Raw genomic sequence first — 21311 nt, 5'->3', positions numbered from 1 at the left:
CGTACTCCTGAGATAGAGGTTGCGGACAAAGGGACGAACGGCGAGGCGCCTGATGCTCCCAACAGGGCTAGGGCGCTACCGTGACCCTGGCGAATTTGCGCTTGCCGACCTGCATGACATAGGTGCCGGCCTGCAATTGCAGCGATTTGTCTTCGACACGGCCTCCGTCAATCCGCACGCCGCCTTGCTCGACGTTGCGCTGGGCCTCGGAGCCCGATGAGACCAGACCGGCCTCGCGCAGCACCTTGAGGATACCCAAGGGTGCGCCGGAGAGCGTGATCTCGGGCATCTCGTCGGGGATGGCGCCGTCGCGGAAGCGGGCTTCGAATGACGCCAGCGCGGCCTCGGCGGCCTTGCGGTCGTGGAAACGCGCAACGATTTCCTGCGCGAGCTGCACCTTGGCCTCGCGCGGATTCAGGCCTGCCTCTACCTGCCGGCGCAAGTGGGAGATATCGTCCAGCGTGCGGAAGGAAAGCAGCTCGTAGTACTTCCACATCAGCGTGTCGGAGATAGACATCAGCTTGCCGAACATGGAATCGGGCGTTTCGGTGATGCCAATGTAATTGCCTTTCGACTTGGACATCTTCTCGACGCCGTCGGTGCCCTCGAGCAGGGGCATGGTCAGCACGCACTGCGGCTCCTGACCGTATTCTTTCTGCAGCTCGCGGCCAACCAACAAGTTGAACTTCTGGTCGGTGCCGCCCAACTCCAGATCAGCCTTCAGTGCGACGGAATCGTAACCCTGCATGAGCGGGTAAAGGAATTCGTGCACGGAGATGGGGATGCCGTTTTTATAGCGCTTGGTAAAGTCGTCGCGTTCCATCATGCGCGCGACGGTATAGCGCGACGCCAGTTGAATCATGCCGCGGGCGCCGAGTTTGTCGCACCATTCGGAGTTGTAGCGGATCTCGGTGCGGGCCGGATCAAGCACCAGGCTGGCCTGGGCATAGTAGGTTTTGGCGTTGGCGTGTATTTGTTCGGGTGTGAGCGGCGGGCGGGTGGCGTTGCGGCCGCTGGGATCGCCAATCATGGAGGTGAAGTCGCCGATCAAGAAAATGACGTTATGGCCAAGGTCTTGCAATTGGCGCATTTTGTTCAGGACAACCGTATGCCCGATATGGATGTCCGGTGCCGTTGGATCCAGCCCGAGCTTGATGCGCAAGGGCGTGCCGCTGGCCTGGCTGCGTGCCAATTTGCGCGCGAACTCGGATTCGACCAGTAGCTCGTCGCAGCCGCGCTTTACGATACGCAGGGCTTCCTGGACTTCGGGGGTAATCGGGGCTTCGGTTGACATGAAATTGTAAGAAAAAACTGTGAAAAAATGCTCGAAAAATCAGGCTTAATGCGCTAGCATAGCGTGCAAGCGCGAACCCTGCACGGGGGTCAATTGTTACAAGCATGGCCGCAACGCCATCTTATCAGAGCGCCAGGCTTTCACACATGGGCTCGGGGTCTTCCCCTTAGTGGTACGCCAGCCCTTTCAGCCGCCCTACCCCATCCGTACAATCACGCAGCGCCAACACCAGGTTTTCGTCTTTATGTTCATAAAAGGGAATACGGGCACTCCCTCGGATTTGTCTTACCGCACAACGCTTCGCAAACATCGCAAGCATCATTTTTTCCGCAACGGTCTGGTGCTGGTCGCCATGGGCCTGTTCGCCGGCGCTGGCGCGCTGGCGGTCGTCAAGCCTCCTGAACCGCCGGCCATTTTCCAGGCCCGTCAGGTGCTTGACCTCCCCGCCATCACCACCCTTTCCCCCTCCCACGCCAGCGCCCCCTTCATCAGCGAAACCCAGATACGCCGGGGGGACACCCTGGCCGCGCTGCTGCAACGCCTGCGCATCAATGAGCCAGGGCTGCAAAAATTCCTTACCCACGACACATCGGCGCGCAGCATCTATAAGCTCTACCCAGGCCGCACCGTCCAGGCCGCGCTCAACAACGACGGCGACCTGGTCTGGCTGCGCTACAACCATACCCCCAGCGCGCGCGAGTCTGGCAAAATGGTTGCCCGCTGGCTCGAGGTACGGCCCGATGGCAAAGGCGATTTCCAGGCCCACGAAAACAGCCAGGCCGCCGACACAGGCATCCGCGTCGCCGAGGGCGAAATCAACAGCTCGTTGTTCGGCGCCACCGATCAGGCCGGCATCCCCGACGATGTCACCATGCAAATGACAGACATCCTAAGCAGCAAGATCGACTTCCTGCGCGACCTGCGCCAGGGCGACCGCTTCCGCGTGGTATACGAGAACCATACTCACAACGGCGAAGACATCGGCGGCGGGCGCATCCTGGCCCTCGAGTTCCAGAACAAAGACGACCTTTACGCAGCAGTGTGGTTCCAGCCCAGCGACGGCTCGGGCGCATACTACGATTTCAGCGGCCGCAGCCTCAAGGGCGCTTTCCTTCGCAACGCGCTCAAGTTCTCACGGGTCAGCTCGACCTTCGGAAACCGCAGGCACCCCGTCCACGGCAACTGGCGCGCCCACAATGGGGTCGATTACGCGGCGCCCTCTGGCACGCCAATCCATGCCACAGCCGACGGCGAAGTCAGCTTCATCGGCCAGCAAAGCGGTTATGGCAACACCATCATTCTCAAGCACTACGGCAACTACACCACCCTCTATGCGCATCAAAGCCGTTTCGCGGCGGGCCTCAAAAAGGGCGACAAAGTCAGCCAGGGTGATCTGATCGGTTACGTGGGCTCCACCGGCTGGGCTACCGGGCCGCACCTGCACTACGAATTCCGTATTGCCAACAAGGCAGTCGACCCCCTGGCGGCCGACCTGCCTGTTTCCCGCCCGCTCGACAAAGACCAGCAGCTTGCCTTCAACGCCACCGTCGCCCAGTACCGCGACCATATCAACATTGTCTCGCGCGACCCGGTCGAAGGCGCGCAAACCGTGGCAAGCCGCTAAGCGAGCATGGCCGGCACACACTATATTGGCTTAATGTCGGGCACCAGCACCGACGGCATCGATGCGGTGCTGGCGGATTTTGCCGAGCCAAGCAATCCGCGGGTGCTCGGGGCGGTTGCGCTGCCCATGCCGCCCGCCCTGAGGCAGGCATTTCTGGCGCTCAACGCCCCCGGCCACAACGAACTCGCGCGCGCGGCGATAGCAGGCAATGCCCTGGCCGAGCTTTATGCGCGGGCCTGCCTGCAATTACTCGAAGAAACCGGGCTCGCGCCCTCAGAAGTACAGGCCATCGGCACTCACGGCCAAACAGTGCGACACAATCCCGCCCAAGGCTATACCCTACAGATCAATGCGCCCGCGTTGCTGGCCGAACGCACTGGCATTGCAGTCATAGCCGATTTCCGCACCCGCGATATCGCCGCGGGCGGCCAGGGGGCGCCGCTGGTACCCGCCTTTCATCGCGCGATATTTACCGGCCCCGCGCCCCGCGCGGTGCTCAATCTGGGCGGCATCGCCAATGTGACGCTGCTGGCGCCCGCTAACTCGGCAGTACCCGTGCGTGGCTATGACACCGGCCCCGCCAACGTGCTGCTGGATGCTTGGGCACAGCAACATATCGGCCAGCCCTATGATGCGTCCGGCGCATGGGCCGCCACGGGCACAGCAGACACCGCCCTGCTTGCGCATCTTCTCGACAGCGAGCCATGGTTTCGCCTTCCGCCGCCCAAATCCACAGGGCGCGATCTCTTCAATCTTGCCTGGTTGGATCATAGGCTTGCAGCGTACGATGTGGGCGGCAAGGGGCTGTCCGCTGCCGATATACAGGCAACGCTAGTGCAACTGACGGCGCATAGCGCGGCGCGTGCCATCCTGGCACAAGCACCGGGGCTGTCTGAGGTACTGGTATGTGGCGGCGGCGCGTGCAACCCTGTGTTGGTGGCCGCCCTTGAATCTGCGTTGGGTTGCGCGGTGGCGCCAACTTCGGATGCCGGCGTACCTGTGCAGCAGGTAGAGGCGCTGGCGTTCGCGTGGCTGGCATGGGCCCACGAACAAAATCTGGCGGCGGGGCTTCCCGAGGTAACGGGCGCACGACACCCCAGCCTGCTGGGTTGCCGCTACCCCGCCTAGCGCGGTATCACCCGCGCCGCCCGCCATGATGGCGGGCATTGGCCCGGCCAGCCGCATGCGACTGGCCGGGGTGTAAGCATTACGGCTGGAACGACGAGCCGCAGCCGCAGGTGGACGTGGCGTTAGGATTGCGGATGACGAACTGGGCGCCATCGAGGTCGTCTTTATAGTCGATCTCGGCGCCTACCAGGTATTGGAAACTCATCGGGTCAACCAGCAGTTGCACCCCCTCTTTGTCGATCGTGGTGTCGTCGTCGTTGACGGTTTCGTCAAAGGTGAACCCGTACTGGAAACCAGAACAGCCCCCACCCTGCACAAACACGCGCAGCTTGAGTTCGGGGTTGCCCTCTTCGGCAAGAAGTTCTTTTACCTTCGAGGCCGCCGCATCGGTGAAGATCAGCGGCGACGGCGGCGCCTGCAGATCGGTGGCTTGTACTAATGTATTCATTGACATGGACTCCGGGGCCGCCAAGCCTGGCGGCGCATTCTTTCATAAACCTACTATACCACTGCAGCTCAATCGCCGGCACTAATATTGATGGTGCGCCGGGCACGCACCGCATCGCCCTCCAGCACCTCCAGGGTCAGGCGCTCGGGCACAAAGCCATCGGGCACATTCAACAGGCCGATACTTCGCTGGAACTCGGCAAAGCGCAGGTCGAGTTCGCCAGCGTTCATCTTGTCCAACGCGGGATCGGACGCCAGCCCGGGGTCTGAGCCTGTTGCGGCATCGGGATCGGGCACCCTGCCCCGTGCCGGCGCCAATGTAAGCTTCACTGCCTTGCCGTCCTGGCGCCCTTGGGCGACGAACTGCAGGCGGCCCTCGAAGGGCTCTCCACCAGAGGCATTACGCATGAACAGCGCTCGGTAATGCAGGGTGTTGCCCCGCAATTCGGCATCAAATGCGCGCACACTGATCGCCCCTTTGGGCCCTGGTGGGAAAAGCTGGTTGAAAAATGCCAGCTGTTCGCGAGTGCGGCCAAGCTCGGCCTGTGAGGCTTCGAGCGAGGCCGCCAAGCCCTTGCGCGTGCTTTCTTCGACCAGCAGGCTGCCCGAGAGCGCGTCCGCCTTCGCCTGAGACTCGACCAATTGCGCGCGCACCGCCAGCAGCTCGCCCTCCAGTCGCTGCTTGAGGGCATCATAATCGCGTGTGGCCTGCGCTTCGAAGGCGTAACGCCCCGCCAACCCGCCTACGACCAAGCCCACACACAATGCCACGACCAGCCAACCACGGTGTGGACGCGATGCGCGGGCGACATCACTGCCCGATGCGGATGAATCCTGCGGGCCCGACCCTGCTGCGCCGGCCGTCGATGCCCCCTTAGCATATGCGGGCGATGTGCGCTGCGCCCCGGCCGGCGAGGCATGATCAGTGACGCTTCGCTGCGCCCCGTGCGGGACTTCGGGTGTGTTGTTTGCCATGGTGACAGAGACCCTCCAGGCACCGAACAGTTCCCGCCCCGCTACGGCGCCCGCTACAGTGCGTTACGGGCACCACGAGGTCGCGTCAGGGCAACACGGCCACGTGGCCCAAGCCGGCGTCTTCGGGCAAGCCGAACATGAGGTTCATGTTCTGCACTGCCTGGCCTGACGCGCCCTTTACCAGGTTGTCTTGTATGACCAGGATGATGAGCTGATTGCCGTTGTTGGGGCGATGAACCGCGATGCGAAGCTGGTTCGAGGCACGCACCGAACGCGTTTCGGGCATGCTGCCCTTTGGCATCACATCTACAAAGGGCTCATCGGCATAGCGCGCTTCGTACAACGCCTGGAAATCGGTATCCATTGCTTCGGGAAGGATATCAACATACAGGGTCGAGAACATGCCGCGAATCATCGGTACCAGATGGGGTACAAAAGTAAGATCGACCGTCTCGCCCGCCATTTCGCGCAGTTGCTCTACGATTTCAGGATGATGGCGATGACCGGCCGCGACACCGTACGCCTTGAAATTGTCGCTGGCTTCGGAAAACAGCGTGCTGACTTCCGCCTTGCGGCCCGCACCCGATACACCAGACTTGCAGTCGGCGATGATGCGGGAGGCGTCCACCAATTTGCGGCCCGCGCCGAACAACGGCGCCAGGCCCAGCAGTACCGTCGTGGGGTAACACCCGGGGTTGCCGATAACCCGCGCGTTTGCAATGCGCGCACGATTGAGCTCGACCAACCCATAGACGGATTCGCGCAGAATCTCGGGGCAGGTATGCGGCATTTTGTACCAGCGCTCGAACGTGGCGGTATCCTGAAGGCGAAAATCGGCCGCCAGGTCGATGATGCGTACACCCTTGGCCAGCAAGGATTCGGCTTGCGCCATGGCCACACCGTGCGGGGTGGCAAAAAACACGACATCACAGGCTTCCAGCGGCGCGTTTTCGGGTGTGCTGAACGCAATGCTCACCCGGCCACGCAGGTTGGGGAACATATCGGCCACCGGCATGCCGTCTTCTTTGCGCGAGGTAATGGCTACCAACTCGACATTGGGGTGCTGGGACAGTAATCGCAGCAGCTCGACGCCGGTATACCCGGTGCCGCCCACGATCCCTACCTTGATGCGCTGAGTTGCCGCTGAAGTCATAGCTGTTCCCGTTTATCGAAAAAAAGTGTGTACATGCATTATGCAATAGCTGGCAGCCACTGCGTAAGTGCACCAGCCCCCTGGTGCCGCAGCGATACGCTTTTGAAGCAAAAATGCAAACAATTGCGGATGCCGCATACAGGAATCCGGGACCAGCGCCCAGAAACCCAAAGCAAAACCCCCGGGCGCGCCGGGGGTTGTGTACTGCATAAGGCCCTTGGGCCTTGCGACGCAATTAGCGCTTGCTGAATTGCTTGCGGCGGCGTGCCTTGTGGAAGCCGACCTTTTTACGTTCGACTTCGCGGGCGTCGCGCGTGACGAAGCCAGCCTGCTTGAGCGACGACTTGAGCGTTTCGTCGTAGTCGATCAGGGCGCGCGTGATGCCGTGACGCACCGCACCAGCCTGACCGCTCTCGCCACCACCGTTGACGTTGATGTGAAAATCGAACGACTCGAGGTTGTTGGTGAGTGCGAGCGGCTGACGAACGACCATGCGGCCGGTTTCGCGCGCAAAGTATTCATCTACCGGCTTGCCGTTGATGATGATCTTGCCCGTGCCTTTTTTCAGGAATACGCGGGCGACCGACGTCTTGCGGCGGCCAGTGCCATAGTTCCAGTTACCGATCATGACCTATCCTTAGAAATCCAGCGGCTTGGGCTGCTGTGCCGAGTGCGGATGCTCTGCGCCGGCGTAAACCTTGAGCTTCTTGGCCATGGCGTAGCCAAGGGGGCCCTTGGGGAGCATGCCCTTGACGGCTTTCTGGAGTGCGCGGCCGGGGAAGCGCTCTTGCATCTTGCGGAAGTTGGTTTCGGTGATACCGCCCGGATACGTGGAGTGACGGTAGTACTTCTTGTCTTCCGATTTGTTGCCGGTAACGACGATGTCAGCCGCGTTGATGATGACGATATAGTCGCCGGTGTCAACGTGGGGCGTGAATTCGGGCTTGTGTTTGCCGCGCAGACGGCGTGCGACTTCGCTGGCCACACGACCGAGGACTTTGCCCTTGGCGTCAATCACGTACCAGTCACGCTTGACTTCATGCGGCTTTGCCACAAAGGTCTTCATGATAGGTCCTTAAAATTTTAGGAAATTTTCTGCCGCTACTGCGCTGTCAAGGCATTGTTGTTTGCCCGTACAAACGGCCAGAAAAGTCCAACATAATAGCACACTTCGAAAAGTTGTCCACAACCGGCAGGCCATTCTGCCCCTTGCGCGCTGGCGGTGGCGGTGGCGGTGGCGGTGGCGGTGGCGGTGGCGGTGGCGGTGGCGGTGGCGGTGGCGGTGGCGCGCCGCTCCTGTAAAAAAAACGCGCTCTGAAAGAGCGCGTTTGCCGGATCGGGGCCAGGCGCACCGGGTATTACCCGGCTGGGCGTAGCCTGTGACCAGGGCCGGCCTATTTCTTCTGGCCGGCCAAGGCAATGCCCAAGTAGTTGTCGTAGGAGCCTTCGGCCACACGGAACCAGGGCACCACGCTATCGCGGAAGCCCATGTAGTTGTCGTAAATCTTCTTGAACATGGGGTCTTTGTCGGAGAACTCTTTATAGACTTCCTGCGAGGCCTTGAACGAGGCGTCCATTACGTCGCGAGGAAAGGCCTTGAGCACGGCGCCGCTGGCGATAAGACGGCGCAGGGCGGCCGGGTTGTTGGCGTCGTAATTGGCCACCATGCGCGAACCGGCGGCACGCGAAGCCATGTCGATCAGCGACTGGTAAGCCTTCGGCAGTTCGTTGTAGGCGGCGTCGTTGACATACAACGACACCTGGGCACCGCCTTCCCACCAGCCTGGGTAATAGTAGTACTTGGCGACCTTCTGGAAGCCCAGTTTTTCGTCATCAACAGGGCCGACAAATTCGACGGCATCCAGCGTGCCCTTTTCGAGCGAAGGGTAGATATCGCCGGGCGGCACCTGCTGCGGCACCACGCCCATGCGCGACAGCACTTCGCCGGCAAAGCCAGCAGTGCGCATCTTCAGGCCCTGCAGGTCGGCCACGGTTTTGATCTCTTTGCGATACCAGCCACCCATCTGCGTACCGGTGTTGCCCAGCGGGAAGTTGATGATGTGGCGCGGCGCGAAGAGTTCGCGCATCAATTTCATGCCATCGCCTTCGTACATCCAGGCGTTCATTTGGCGCGCGTTCAGGCCAAAGGGCACGGCGGTATCGAAGCAGAAGGATGGATCCTTGCCGTAGAAGTAGTAGGAGGCGGTCTGGCCGCACTCGACCGTGCGGTTGCCGACGGCGTCCATGACACCGAAGCCCGGCACAATTTCGCCCGCTGGATACAGACGGATGGAGAAGTTGCCGTCGGAGGCCTCTTCGACCATCTTGCAGAACATTTGCGCCGTGGAAAACAGCGGCGGAAGCGACGGGCCGTATGTGGATGTCATCTTCCAGCTGACCTTGGGAGTGCTCTGGGCAAATGCGGGGGCCGCGACGGCCGCGCCGGCGACGGCGCCCAGGCCGGCCTTCTTTAGAAATGAACGACGCTGCATTGAACGTTCTCCTTTGTCCTTTGGGAATTCGAATGATCTGGCGTATTGAAAGCGTGTTGAAAGTATGCTTTCTGGCCACCGGGCGATATTACACCGACGCAGCGGCTTTTGTAACGGATTTGCAACAACTCATTACCAAGAAGTGCGGGCGACATGCCGCCAGACTGAGCCTGCCTGCCGCTTACCGTTGCGCTTCTTGCCGTTGTGCCGCTTACGCCGGGACGTTGATGACGGCATCCCGCCTCATCGGCGTAGGCGAGTACAGGCGACAGGCGCGAGCAAACGGCGGGCGCGCCAAGCGCGACGCCGCCGCCACAGGCGGTTACTGTAATTACTGCTGCCCAGCCACCGACATCTGCTCTATCAGCACCGAGCCGGTCGTCTTGGCGCCGCGTGTGATGCTATCAGCGCCCACCGCGACAATCTGGCGGAACATATCGGCGAGGTTGCCGGCTATGGTGAACTCTTGCACGGCGTGCTGAATTTCGCCGCCTTCGACCCAATAGCCAAACGCGCCCCGGGAATAGTCGCCGGTTACGTAGTTGACGCCCTGGCCAATGAGCTCGGTGACCAGGAGGCCCGTGCCCAGCTTGCGCAGCATAGCTGGCAGGTCGTCGTCGGGCCGGGTAAGGCGCGAGGCCAAGCGCAGGTTGTGCGAGCCCCCCGCGTTCCCCGTGGTGTGCAGGCCCAGCTTGCGCGCGGTATAGGTAGACAGGAAGTAGCCTTGCAGCACACCACCGGCAACAACCTCGCGCGCCTGGGTGCGCACCCCTTCACTGTCGAACGACGAGCTGCCCATGGCGCCGCGTACGAGCGGGTCTTCGCTGACGTCGAGGTGATCGGCCAAGACGGGCTTGCCCAAGGCATCAACCAAAAAGCTGGCCTTGCGGTACAGCGCGCCGCCGCTGCATGCCTGTACCAGGGCGCCCATCAGGCCGATGGCCAGCGGGGCTTCGTACAACACCGGATAGCGCCCTGTCTTGAGCCGGCGTGCGGACAGACGCGACAACGTGCGCTGGGCGGCGTATTCGCCGACCGCCTCAGGCGTGGCGAGGTCGTTGGCATTGCGCGCGGCGGTGTACCAGTAATCGCGCTGCATGCCGGCGCCGCGCCCGGCAATGGGCGCCACCGACAACGAATGGCGCGAGTATGGATACCCACCCATGAAGCCGCGGGTGTTGCCCAGCACGAAATGGCCTTCGTAGGTATCGACAGAGGCGCCATCGGTGTTGGTGATCAGTGGACTGACCCGCGCAGCAGCCTGCTCGCCCCGGATCGCCAGCGCGGCCGCTTCTTCAGCCGTGATGGACCAGGGGTGGTGCAAGTCGAGCTCGAGGATGTCGGTGGCCAGATCGGCAGCCTCGGGCAGGCCGGCGGCGGGGTCTTCAGCGGTGTAACGGGCAATATGCCAGGCAGCTTCGACGGTTTCGCGTATGGCTTGGGCGGAGAAATCGGACGTGGATGCCGAGCCACGGCGCGTGCCGGCAAAGACGGTGAGGTCGAGCGAGCGGTCGCGCGTTTGCTCGACCGTTTCAATATCGGCCTTGCGCACGGAAACCGACAGGCCGCGGCTCTCGGAGACCTCGGCGGCGGCGTCGGAGGCGCCCAGCGTACGCGCATGGGCCAAGGCATCGGCCACGAGTTGGCGGAACAAGGCCTGGTTTTGGGCAATGGGCAGGGAGGAGGTGGAGTTGTCGCTCATGATGCTCTTCAGGGTTAGACGGGTATCATAGCCAATTAGGCACTAATTTTATGTTCATCATGTCTGATATTTTCCCGGAAGATGGCACCCCGGACGCCGGCTCTCCTGACGAGGCCGCCGGCCAGCGCGTCAAGCCGCGCCAGCGCGGCGAATTCGACGAGCACGGCTACGACCGCCCAAGCAAATCGAAGGTCAAGCGCGACATGCTTGCCTTGCACGAGCTGGGCAAAGAGCTTGTCGACCTGCCCGTGGCGCAGCTCAAGCAGCTGCCACTTTCCGAAAAGCTTTACGACGCCATCATGCTGGCCCAGCGTACCACAGCGCGCGAGGGCCGGCGACGCCAAGTGCACTATGTGGGCAAGCTGATGCGTGACGCCGACGCCGACACGATCCGTACCCAACTTGACATCTGGAAAAATGGCTCGCGCGAGCAAACCCGCGAAATGCACCGCCTCGAGGCGCTGCGCGACCTACTGCTGCGCGACGACGATGCCCTCACCGAACTGCTGAACGAACACCCCCAGGCAGACCCGCAACAGCTGCGCACGCTGATTCGCGCCGGCCGCAAAGAAGCGCAAGGCAATGAGCGCCTGCAGCCGGGGCAGGAGCCCCAGCGCAAGCATTACCGGGCGCTCTTCCAGGCCCTCAAGACACTGGCGGAGCAGGCCTGAGCCGCCCGCCCCTGTGGCCGTACGCGGCCCGCCTTCAACCCACGGAGCACCAATGAGCACGACACCCCTGCTCGACTGTATAGAAATCGAAACCGGCCCCAATCCGCAGCGCGCAGTGATATGGATGCATGGCCTGGGTGCCGACGGCAATGACTTCGCGCCTATTATCCCCGAGCTCAAGCTGGGCGACATGCCCGCGATCCGCTTTGTATTTCCCCACGCGCCGGTGCGGCCTGTCACCATCAACCAAGGCATGGCGATGCGCGCCTGGTTCGATATATTCATGCCCGGCCCGGTGCGCCGCGAAGACGACGCTGGCTTGCGCGCCTCGCAGTTGGCCGTGGAAGCCCTGATCAAGCGCGAGAACGAGCGCGGCATCCCTACCAGCCGCATCGTGCTGGCTGGTTTCTCGCAAGGGGGCGCCATGACGCTGCAGACGGGGCTGCGTCAACCAGAAAAACTGGCGGGCATGATGTGCCTGTCGGGCTTTCTGCCCCTGGCGCACACCATCGCCCAGGAAGGCAGCCCGGCCAACCGGGACACCCCCATCTACATGGCGCACGGCACCATGGACCCAGTCATCGTACTGTCGCGCGCGCAAGCCTCACACGAGCAGTTGGTAAGCCTGGGCTACCCGGTGCAGTGGCACACCTACCCCATGCCGCATTCGCTGTGCCTGGACGAGGTCAACGATATCGCCGCCTACTTGCGCAAGGCGCTTGCCTAAAGAGAGCACGGGCTGCCCCGAGCCGCGCCGCGTCTGCTTAAAATGCGCGGCGCCTCGATACGCCGTGTTTCAGAAAAGATCGATTCTGGCCCTGAACATGAACAAGCGAGGCGCCTAGGTGCGCTGCGTTTCGCCCAGGTCCAGCCAGACCCGGCGCATGGTCGGGTCTTCCTCATCGACGTCGTTCCTGAAACCCAGATGCGTCATCAGCGCAAGCATGGGCCGATTGGTGGCCAGCACCAAGCCATCTATGTATGTCAGCCGCTGCTCCTTGGCCGCATCGATCAGCGCCCCCATCAGTTGGGAACCCAGTCTGCGACGCTGCCACGCATCGGCAATTACCAGTGCGTACTCGGCGCCACGGCCGTCCGCGTTGCGCAGATAATGGGCAAAGCCAATGATCTGTTCGCGCGGATGACCGCGATGCTCGGGGTTCGGCGTGAGCACAGTGGCCACCAGCGCGAGCTCGCGGTCGTAATCGATGCGCGTATAGCGCGCCAGCATGCGGGGCGTGAGCTCGCGCAGCATGGACACAAAGCGCATGTAGCGGGATTGATCCGACAGCCCGCGTACGAACTCCTGCAGCGGCTGCGCGTCTTCAGGCCGAATGGGGCGCAACATCCAGGGCTGCCCGTCGTCGAACACCTTGGCCTGCACCAACCGATGCGGATATGGATGTATCGCCATGTGGCGATAGCCTGACTGCTCCGGCAGGACCTTGACGGGCGATGCGGACAACTCGATCCGCATGCCCAGCGCCACCAACTGCGAACCCGCAGCGAGCAAGGGGTCGATGGTTAGGCCCACCACGTTGGGCAGTTCACTCACCAGCCTGGAGATGCGCTCCAGCGATTCGATCAGTTGTTCAAGCACAGCCGGCACCATGCTGCGCGACAGCACGCGCCGCCACAGCGTACTGCGCTCAATCAACTGGCGCGCCAGGTAACGGTTGAGCGGCGGCAGTTCCAGCGATTCGTTGGCCACCGAGATGAGGGCATCCTGCCCGCCCGAGCCGAAGGTAATGTATGGGCCGAACTTCTCATCCCAACGAACGCGGATGGCCATGGGAAGGTCGTCTTCATCCACACTCGCGGCGCGTGCCTGATCGGACGGCATGAAGCGCAACGGCACATGAAAGCATTCGAGCAATTGTGCGCAAGCGGCGTCGAGAAGCGCCGGCCTGCCTTCCTGCTGGGCAATACGCACTAGAAGCCGTGCTTCTTCGAGACGAGGCTGCTGGCCCAGCGGCTCAGGCGGCAGTGTCTGCTGCGCCAGAGTCTGGTTGTAGTGGTACGCACCCAGTATGCCGAAGGCATTGGCGGCCGCTTCGGGTGTGCGGAAGGCCGGCGTGCCGGCTGCATCGAGAATATGCCGCAATGGGCGCATCGCCGCGTCGCCCATGAAACAGGTAATGATGGGTTTACGCGCGCTGGGCGCCATAGCGGCCAATTGCCTGGCAACTGCCTCCAGATCGGACAGCGGGTCGGGCGCAAGCAGCACCAGGATGCCATCCACGCCGTTATCGGCGATCAGCGTATCCATGACTTTCTGCACACTTTCCGGCGTAAGACGGGAATACGTGACGACCGGGTTGCTGACACGCGCACCCACCTCGAGCATGCCGCCCAGTGCCTTGACTGTTGCGCCGGCAAGCTCAGCGGCCACCACCGGACCACTCTCGTCCATGACATCGAGCGCAAGTTGAGACGGCCCCCCGCCGTTGGAGAACAGCGCGATATTGTGCCCGCGCGGCCGGCGTGTATGCACCAGAACCTTGAGTGCCGAAAACAGCTGGATAAAATAACGGATGCGCACCGCACCCGCACGCCGCAGCAGCGCGTTGAACACGGCATCTTCGGCGCCGTTTATGCTGGCACGCCCCACCTTGAGCACGACAACCGGCTTGACGCTGGCGGCCGCCCGCAGCGCGCTGCTGAAACGACGCGACGACGATGCCTCTTCCAGATACAGTGCAATGCTGTCTGTGCGGGCGTCCATGGATAAATATTCCACCACCTCGGCCACGTCGAGCGCCGCTTCATCGCCCAGCGAGATGACAGCGGAGAAGCCCAGACTGATGTCATCTGCCCAATCGAGCACGGCAGTGGCGATAGAGCGCGACTGCACCACCAGCGCCACCTTGCCGGCCCGCGCGGTATCCGGATCCTGACTGAGGTTCACGCCTCGGTGCGGACGCTGCAGGCCGAAGCTGCGCGGCCCCAGCACCACCGCGTCATTCAGCGCGGCCCAGGAACGGCAGTAAACCATGTCTTCGATGGGATCGCGCGACGGCTCGCTGTGCAGCAGCAGGGTAACCGCGCGCGGGCGCAACGGCTTGAGCGCCTCGAGCACCTCGGGCAGGCGCGCAGGCGGCACGCAGACCAATGCCTGATCCAGGCGCTGCCCCGACGGCAGACCCGGCACGCTGCCAGGCAATACAATGGGCCTGCCCTGACGTACGTCGACCTGTGCGCAGGCGCCCGTTAGCCACCGAGGCATTGCGCCCTGCAATGGCAGCGGGCTGTCTGACACGACAAGAATATTGCGCGGCTCGAACAATGCGGCCAAGCGATGATGCAACATGAAGCCGCCTCCTGTGGGAATTTATGCGTACTCTAAAATATAGCCTTGCTTAAGCCATACAAGTAATTATGACTACGTCGACACATTCACCGGTCCGCACGCGCTTCGCGCCGTCGCCCACCGGCTACCTGCACCTTGGCGGCGCCCGCACGGCGCTGTTTTCGTGGGCGTTTGCCCGCCACCACAAGGGCACCTTCGTGCTGCGCATCGAAGACACCGATCTGGCGCGCTCCACGCCCGAAGCCGTCCAGGCCATACTCGATGGCATGCAATGGCTGGGCATGCAGCCCGATGAAGGCCCGTTTTACCAGATGCAGCGGATGGACCGCTACCGCGAGGTGATTGCTGGCATGTTGCGGGACGGCACCGCCTACCACTGCTACAGCTCTCCCGAAGAAGTAGACGCCATGCGCGAGAAGGCGCGCGCGGCTGGCCTGAAACCACGCTACGACGGCACCTGGCGGCCCGAACCCGGCAAAACGCTGCCCCCCGTGCCCGAAGGTCGCCAACCTGTGGTGCGTTTCCGCAACCCGCAAGATGGCGTCGCATCATGGAACGACATGATCAAGGGCCCCATCAGTTTTGATAACAGCGAACTCGATGACCTGATTATTGCGCGCCCCGACGGCACCCCTACCTACAACTTCTGTGTGGTGGTCGACGACTGGGATATGCGCATCACCCATGTGCTGCGCGGTGACGACCACGTCAACAACACTCCCCGGCAAATCAATATCCTGCGCGCCCTGGGCGCCGAACTGCCCGAATACGGCCATCTGCCCATGATCCTGGGCCCCGATGGCGAGAAGCTGTCAAAGCGCCATGGCGCGGTAAGCGTGATGGAATATGACACCGAGGGCTATCTACCCGAGGCCATGATCAACTACCTGGCCCGCCTGGGGTGGAGCCACGGCAACGACGAATTGTTCACGCGCGAGCAGTTGGTGCAATGGTTCGATACGCGCAACCTCACAAAATCGGCGGCGCAGTGGGATCCGAAAAAACTCAATTGGGTCAATGCCCACTATATCAAGCACAGCAGCGACAATGACTTGGCAGCTCGCGTGGCGCCCCGCATCCGCACGCTGGGCGGCGACCCCGACGCAGCAGACTTGCCGGCTGTCATGGCGCTGCTGAAAGACCGCGCCGAAACACTTAACCAACTTGCCGAGGGTGCCATGCTCTTCTGTGGCCCGTATGAGCCAGCCGACGAGGCGCTGCGGGCAGAAACCCTGGATGATGCCGCGCACGTGCTGCTGGCCGACTTCAGCCAACGGGCGCAAGCCCTGCCGGATTGGTCCGCGCCCGCGCTCGACGCCCTGATCAAACAAATGCTGGCCGATCACGGCGTAAAGATGCCCAAACTGGCGATCCCGCTCCGTGTACTGGCCACGGGCCGCAAACAAACACCGGCCATTGGGGCCGTGCTGAGCCTGCTGGGCCGCGAACGCGTGCTGGAGCGCCTGGCGAAAGCCTGACGCCTTTAGGGGTGGGCGCGAAACGCCCACCTTGTATGATCACGCTGCTCGCGAATGCGCTCAAAATGGCAGGCGATAGCCCGACGACATTTTGCGCGCCATAATCCTGACACCGTCGCTGGCACGCAGCTCTAGCTTTTCTGATGTGGCTGACACCAGGACGTATCGATTGGTATAAATTGGGTCGTTGAGGTCTACCGCCGCGCCATTAGACTCGAGTGTGCGCAGCACGATCGTGTTGGCATCATGCCGCCAGCACCCTGTTTCGGCCAAGCCGTGCGAGGGGTTGTTGCTGCGTTTGATTTGCTCGGTGTAGGCCATGGTGCCGTCGGCGTTTAGGGTAAACAAGGTGCGCAGCTCACCGCGTACGCCTTTCTCGCGGCGTACACTGAGCCAGTTGCCGACGGCCGGGTCGCCCGGCGCCACTGCCTCGCACGTAGGCTTGGCCGGTGGCTCTTCTTTGGGCTTTTCTTTGATGGGCGCGGTGCAGGCAGCCAACAGGCCCGCCATAACCACGCCTGCCAGCATCGTGTGCTGGCGCAATACTTTTGGTTGCATGAGTAGTCCTCGCGATCATGCGGGCCGCGCACGGCACTGCCCGCGCAATAATCGTACCACTGGCGCCCGCCGCAATACAGCGACACACGGCCCTCGCAATAGACATAGACCGCTTCGTGACCCCGCGCCGAGAACGCCCCCAGGCGGCATGTGTCACACGCTTACACCTGTTGTTCAGGCCGGGAAAGGAAGCCGAACTTCGTGCTTGATCTCGCGTAGCGCGACGATGGTGCGCGTCTGGCGCACGCCCGGCAGGTTGAAGAGGAACCGATGCAGAAAGCGGTCGTACGCTTCGGCATCGGGTACCAGAACTTTCAGCAGGTAATCCGCATCGCCTGTGACGGCGTAGCATTCAAGAATTTCAGGCGCATCGCGCACCGTGCGCTCGAAATTCTCGACTACTTCGGACGAATGCCGCTCGAGGCTGATCTGCGTGAACATACAGCCGCGCAGGCCAGCCTTGCGACGGTCGACGTGGGCGTAGTAGCCCTGTATTACGCCGGCCGATTCCAATGCCTTGATGCGCCGCCACACCGGCGCGGTGGAGAGCCCGACCTGCTCTGATACCTGCTGCGCCGATGCGCGCCCATCTTGTTGCAGATATTCCAGGATTTTTATATCTGTTCTATCCATGGCTTGTCTCCTGACGAAATATCCTTTTCGTTAACTAGGGATTCTACGCCTGCCAAAAGCAACAAAACATGAGTTGCGGCTGTCTATCATGGAAGTGAAGCATGGAGGCAGCTATGATCCTGACACAAAAGCAGGCAGATCAGCGGCCGGCGCTCATCCCCCATTCGGTGGAAGCTGAACGGCTGCCCGCGGACTACACTCTGCAGGAAAACCTCACGGCCCGCCAAGGCAGGATCTTCCTGACCGGCATACAAGCGCTGGTGCGCATGCTGCTGACCCAGCGCGAGGCGGATCGCGCCGCCGGGTTGAATACTGCTGGTTTCATCACCGGCTATCGCGGTTCTCCGCTGGGCGGAGTGGACTTAGCGATGTGGCACGCGCAGCATCTGCTGCAAGCGCACGATATCCGCTTCTTGCCTGCGATCAACGAAGATCTGGGCGCTACCATGGTCATGGGCACGCAGCAGGCCGGCACGCACACACAGCGCAGTGTCGATGGCGTCTTTGCGCTCTGGTACGGCAAGGGGCCTGGCCTGGACCGCTCGGGCGACGCAGTCCACCACGGCAATGCTGCCGGGGCGTCCGCGCAAGGCGGCGTTCTGATGGTGGTCGGCGATGATCATACGGCGGCCTCATCCTCCATCCCGCATGCCAGTGAAGCGTCACTGATCGGTTGGCGCATCCCTATCGTCAACCCCGCATCGGTTGAAGAATACGAGCTGTTCGGCCGCTGGGGCTGGGCGCTGTCTCGCTACAGCGGCGCCTGGGTTGCCTTCAAAGCCATCACCGAAACCGTGGAAAGCGGACGTGCCTTTGAACTGCGGCCAATCCCTGACTTCAGCGTCCCCGGGGACGACCCCTATCGCGGGGCCACCCCCTACAGCGCCCGCGAGTTCCTGACACCGGAAATTGAACTGCGCATGGCGCGGCGCATCGAGGCAGTGCACACATTTGCGCGCCACCACAGCCTGGATCGCTTGGCGCGGCCGGCGCCACACGCGACGCTGGGGATTGTGTCCACCGGCAAGGCCTTTCTTGACGTCGAGGACGCGCTGGACACATGGCGGGCGCGCCACCCTGACGTCGCCCTACCCACGCTGCGCCACTACAAAGTAGGCTTGAGTTGGCCGCTGGAACAAGAAGGCCTGCTGGCCTTTGCACAGGACTTGAAACACATCCTCGTCGTTGAAGAAAAAGGGACGGTGATCGAAAGCCAGATCAAGGACATCCTGTACAACACCACGCACCGCCCCACCGTTTGCGGCGAATACGGACTGGAGCGCGCGCCGCTGCTGCCGCGCACGGGGCAACTGAACCCAGACCTGGTGGGCGATGCCTTGGCACGCTGGCTGGCCAGTGTTGATCCGGCCATGACCGCTGCCCTGGCTGCGCTGCAGCCTGTCGCTGACATGATGCCGGCAGCGATGAAGACAGAGTGGGCGGGCCGCCAACGCCCCATGCCCGTAGGCCTGAAGCCAGTTCGCGCTACGCCTGCCGCCGAGCCGCGCGACACACCCTCCGCGCTCGCCTTGGCTGGTGCAAACCTGACGCGCCGCCCCTATTTCTGTTCCGGCTGTCCGCACAGCACCTCCACACGGGTGCCCGAAGGCAGCCAGGCGCTCGCCGGCGTGGGTTGCCATTACATGGCCACCTGGATGGATCGCAATACCGCCGGCCTGACGCAGATGGGCGGCGAGGGCGCGGACTGGATCGGGCTTTCGGGCTATACCCGCATGCCGCACGTATTCCAGAATATGGGCGAAGGAACCTATTTTCATTCCGGCTACCTGGCAATCCGCCAGGCCGTCGCGGCCCGAGCCCGCATCACTTATAAGATACTCTTCAATGATGCGGTGGCAATGACAGGCGGCCAACCGGTCGATGGCCCCATCTCGGTGCCCGGCATCTGCCAACAACTTCTCGGCGAAGGCGTGAAGCGCGTCGTGATCACCACCGACGATACAGCGCGCTATCGCCACATGGCGCTACCAGCCGGCGTCACCGTGCATCCGCGCGAAGCACTGGACGAGTTGCAGCGGGCGCTGCGCGAGGAAGATGGGGTGACCATTCTCATCCATGACCAAGTCTGTGCGGCCGAGAAAAGACGGCGCCGCAAGAAGAAAACAATGGCCGAACCCCCGCGGCGGCTGTTCATCAACACGGCGGTGTGCGAAGGCTGCGGCGACTGCGGCACGCAATCGAACTGCCTGTCGCTGGTGCCGGTCGAAACACCTTTCGGCCGCAAGCGCGCCATCGACCAATCCAGCTGCAATAAAGACTACTCCTGTGTGAAGGGTTTCTGTCCCAGCTTCGTGTCCGTGATCGGCGGCACGCCGCGCCATACCGCACGCGATCTCGAAACCGATATGACGCAGCTGCAGGCCTGGGCACACGCGCTGCCCGAGCCGGCGCGGCATGCCCGCGATCGCGTCTGCAATGTACTGATCGCGGGCATAGGCGGCACAGGCGTCACCACGATCAGTGCAATCCTGGCCATGGCAGCACACCTGGAAGGTTGCGCCGTATCGTTGCTCGATATCACAGGGCTGGCGCAAAAAGGCGGCACCGTCATTAGCCATGTGCGCATCGGCACTGGCGCGCGCGCACCTGGGGCGGTACGCATCGGTGCCGGCCAGGCAGATGTGGCCATATTGTGCGACCCCGTCGCCGCCTGCCGGCCTGACGCACTACGGGCGCTCAGGCCTTCCGGTACCCAAGTGGCGCTCAACACTTGGCTGGCCCCCACCGCCGAGTTTCTGCATGACCCTCAGGCGCCGCAAAGCCCGCAAGGATTGATCGATACCTTGCGCGCGGTTACGGGATGCGGCGACGATGCCTTGCTCGACGCACATACGCTCGCCACCCACTTGCTGGGCGACGCCATTCTGGCCAATATGATGATGCTGGGCCACGCCTGGCAGCGCGGTGCGCTGCCCGTTGGCCGCGCCGCGCTGAGGCGGGCGATTACCCTCAATGGCACGGCGGTCGACGCCAACCTGAAAGCGTTCGAGTTGGGACGCCTGGCGGCAGCACGGCCCGATGCGTTGGGCCAAGCGGCGCCAGTGCGCGAGCAAACCATCGTCGTGCATCGGCCCGAATCGCTTGCGACGGTTACTAGCCGCTATGCCCAAGCATTGACCGCGTACCAGAATGCCGCCTATGCGCATGCATACACGGCGTTTGTCGACCAGGCCCAGCGTGCCGAACAGTCGATATACCCTGGCGCACGCCCCCGTCTGGCGCTGGCCGTTGCGCACTCGCTGTACAAACTGATGGCGTACAAAGATGAATACGAAGTCGCCAGGCTCTATACCGATGGCAGCTTTCGCCGTGCACTGGCCGAAGCTTTCGAGGGCGACTACACCTTGCGCTTTCACCTGGCGCCGCCGCTGCTGGCCCGCCGCGACCCACACACCGGGCACCCGCGCAAGATCACCCTAGGCCCGGCTACGGAAGCGGTATTCCGCCTGTTGGCGCGCTGCAAAGCGCTGCGCGGCACGTGGTTTGATCCCTTCGGCCATACCGACGAACGGCGACTGGAACGGCAGTTGATCCGGGACTACCAGGCCGCCATGCAAGCCACGCTTGCCAACCTGAATCAGGCCAGCTATGCCGAGGCGCTGGATCTGGCATCGCTGCCCCAGGGTGTGCGCGGCTTCGGGCACATCAAGGAAGGCGCCGCGCGCGCCTGTCTGGCGCGACTGCAAGCCGCCGCGCAAGCGCAGGGCGGCGCTGCGGGACGGGCTCGAGAACATCTGCGGCACGCGTGAGGCGCGCGGCGCCTGCGATCATCCGATGCACGATCGCAGCGTGATCGCCAGCCCGCGATCACACATTTGCCGCCTG

17 protein-coding genes are annotated in these 21311 nt (G+C 62.7%); 6 read left to right on the top strand and 11 right to left on the bottom strand.

The window, feature by feature from the left end; translation table 11 throughout:
• Positions 1 to 67: 67 nt before the first annotated feature.
• Positions 68 to 1294, bottom strand: coding sequence for a tyrosine--tRNA ligase (tyrS, locus tag LOL23_RS08810; RefSeq protein ID WP_160980503.1), 1227 nt, complete (start codon positions 1292 to 1294; stop codon positions 68 to 70).
• Positions 1295 to 1538: 244 nt separating this feature from the next.
• Here tyrS and LOL23_RS08805 point away from each other — a divergent pair, with 244 nt between their 5' ends.
• Positions 1539 to 2918: a M23 family metallopeptidase gene (locus LOL23_RS08805; protein WP_160980501.1), complete on the top strand. Its 1380-nt coding sequence runs from the start codon at positions 1539 to 1541 to the stop codon at positions 2916 to 2918.
• Positions 2919 to 2924: 6 nt separating this feature from the next.
• Positions 2925 to 4046: an anhydro-N-acetylmuramic acid kinase gene (locus tag LOL23_RS08800; protein WP_237173482.1), complete on the top strand. Its 1122-nt coding sequence runs from the start codon at positions 2925 to 2927 to the stop codon at positions 4044 to 4046.
• 79 nt (positions 4047 to 4125) lie between these two features.
• Here the strand turns inward: LOL23_RS08800 and erpA are convergent, their stop codons facing one another.
• From erpA to pmbA, 7 genes are all read right to left on the bottom strand, one after another.
• Positions 4126 to 4494 carry an iron-sulfur cluster insertion protein ErpA gene (gene erpA, locus LOL23_RS08795; protein ID WP_160980497.1) on the bottom strand — a complete coding sequence of 123 codons (369 nt, stop codon included), beginning with the start codon at positions 4492 to 4494 and terminating at the stop codon, positions 4126 to 4128.
• Positions 4495 to 4562: 68 nt separating this feature from the next.
• Positions 4563 to 5468 carry a DUF6776 family protein gene (locus tag LOL23_RS08790; protein ID WP_160980495.1) on the bottom strand — a complete coding sequence of 302 codons (906 nt, stop codon included), beginning with the start codon at positions 5466 to 5468 and terminating at the stop codon, positions 4563 to 4565.
• Positions 5469 to 5553: 85 nt separating this feature from the next.
• Positions 5554 to 6621 (bottom strand): N-acetyl-gamma-glutamyl-phosphate reductase, encoded by a 1068-nt coding sequence (gene argC / locus LOL23_RS08785; RefSeq protein ID WP_160980492.1) that lies wholly within the window; start codon positions 6619 to 6621, stop codon positions 5554 to 5556.
• A 235-nt stretch (positions 6622 to 6856) separates the two neighbouring features.
• A complete protein-coding gene (gene rpsI / locus LOL23_RS08780) occupies positions 6857 to 7249 on the bottom strand; it encodes a 30S ribosomal protein S9 (RefSeq protein WP_160980490.1) in 393 nt (130 codons plus the stop codon).
• Positions 7250 to 7258: 9 nt separating this feature from the next.
• The gene (rplM, locus tag LOL23_RS08775) at positions 7259 to 7687 is read right to left on the bottom strand and encodes a 50S ribosomal protein L13 (RefSeq protein ID WP_160980489.1); all 429 of its coding nucleotides are present in this window, start codon (positions 7685 to 7687) and stop codon (positions 7259 to 7261) included.
• A 328-nt stretch (positions 7688 to 8015) separates the two neighbouring features.
• Positions 8016 to 9113 carry a TRAP transporter substrate-binding protein gene (locus tag LOL23_RS08770; RefSeq protein ID WP_160980488.1) on the bottom strand — a complete coding sequence of 366 codons (1098 nt, stop codon included), beginning with the start codon at positions 9111 to 9113 and terminating at the stop codon, positions 8016 to 8018.
• Between the two features lie 331 nt (positions 9114 to 9444).
• Positions 9445 to 10815 (bottom strand): metalloprotease PmbA, encoded by a 1371-nt coding sequence (pmbA, locus tag LOL23_RS08765; protein WP_160980487.1) that lies wholly within the window; start codon positions 10813 to 10815, stop codon positions 9445 to 9447.
• 50 nt (positions 10816 to 10865) lie between these two features.
• Here pmbA and yjgA point away from each other — a divergent pair, with 50 nt between their 5' ends.
• Both yjgA and LOL23_RS08755 read left to right on the top strand, forming a co-directional pair.
• Positions 10866 to 11486, top strand: a complete 621-nt coding sequence (gene yjgA, locus LOL23_RS08760) for a ribosome biogenesis factor YjgA (RefSeq protein WP_237173481.1) — start codon at positions 10866 to 10868, stop codon at positions 11484 to 11486.
• A 52-nt stretch (positions 11487 to 11538) separates the two neighbouring features.
• Complete coding sequence (locus LOL23_RS08755; RefSeq protein ID WP_160980486.1) at positions 11539 to 12213, top strand: alpha/beta hydrolase; 675 nt, start codon at positions 11539 to 11541, stop codon at positions 12211 to 12213.
• 114 nt (positions 12214 to 12327) lie between these two features.
• On the opposite strand, the gene LOL23_RS08750 is transcribed toward LOL23_RS08755, so the two are convergent.
• Positions 12328 to 14796 carry a bifunctional acetate--CoA ligase family protein/GNAT family N-acetyltransferase gene (locus LOL23_RS08750; protein WP_160980485.1) on the bottom strand — a complete coding sequence of 823 codons (2469 nt, stop codon included), beginning with the start codon at positions 14794 to 14796 and terminating at the stop codon, positions 12328 to 12330.
• A gap of 68 nt (positions 14797 to 14864) precedes the next feature.
• On the opposite strand from LOL23_RS08750, the gene gltX reads away from it, so the two are divergent.
• Positions 14865 to 16274, top strand: coding sequence for a glutamate--tRNA ligase (gene gltX, locus LOL23_RS08745; RefSeq protein WP_160980484.1), 1410 nt, complete (start codon positions 14865 to 14867; stop codon positions 16272 to 16274).
• Between the two features lie 60 nt (positions 16275 to 16334).
• Here gltX and LOL23_RS08740 read toward each other — a convergent pair whose 3' ends face one another.
• Together LOL23_RS08740 and LOL23_RS08735 are read right to left on the bottom strand one after the other, a co-directional pair.
• Positions 16335 to 16832 (bottom strand): hypothetical protein, encoded by a 498-nt coding sequence (locus LOL23_RS08740; RefSeq protein ID WP_160980483.1) that lies wholly within the window; start codon positions 16830 to 16832, stop codon positions 16335 to 16337.
• A 174-nt stretch (positions 16833 to 17006) separates the two neighbouring features.
• Positions 17007 to 17465: an Lrp/AsnC family transcriptional regulator gene (locus tag LOL23_RS08735; protein WP_160980482.1), complete on the bottom strand. Its 459-nt coding sequence runs from the start codon at positions 17463 to 17465 to the stop codon at positions 17007 to 17009.
• Between the two features lie 113 nt (positions 17466 to 17578).
• On the opposite strand from LOL23_RS08735, the gene LOL23_RS08730 reads away from it, so the two are divergent.
• Positions 17579 to 21235, top strand: a complete 3657-nt coding sequence (locus LOL23_RS08730) for an indolepyruvate ferredoxin oxidoreductase family protein (RefSeq protein WP_160980481.1) — start codon at positions 17579 to 17581, stop codon at positions 21233 to 21235.
• Positions 21236 to 21311 lie beyond the last annotated feature (76 nt).

This window comes from Paracandidimonas lactea (genome assembly GCF_021653995.1).
Lineage (GTDB): Bacteria > Pseudomonadota > Gammaproteobacteria > Burkholderiales > Burkholderiaceae_B > Allopusillimonas > Allopusillimonas lactea.
This window is presented reverse-complemented; position numbering and strand designations above follow the sequence as displayed.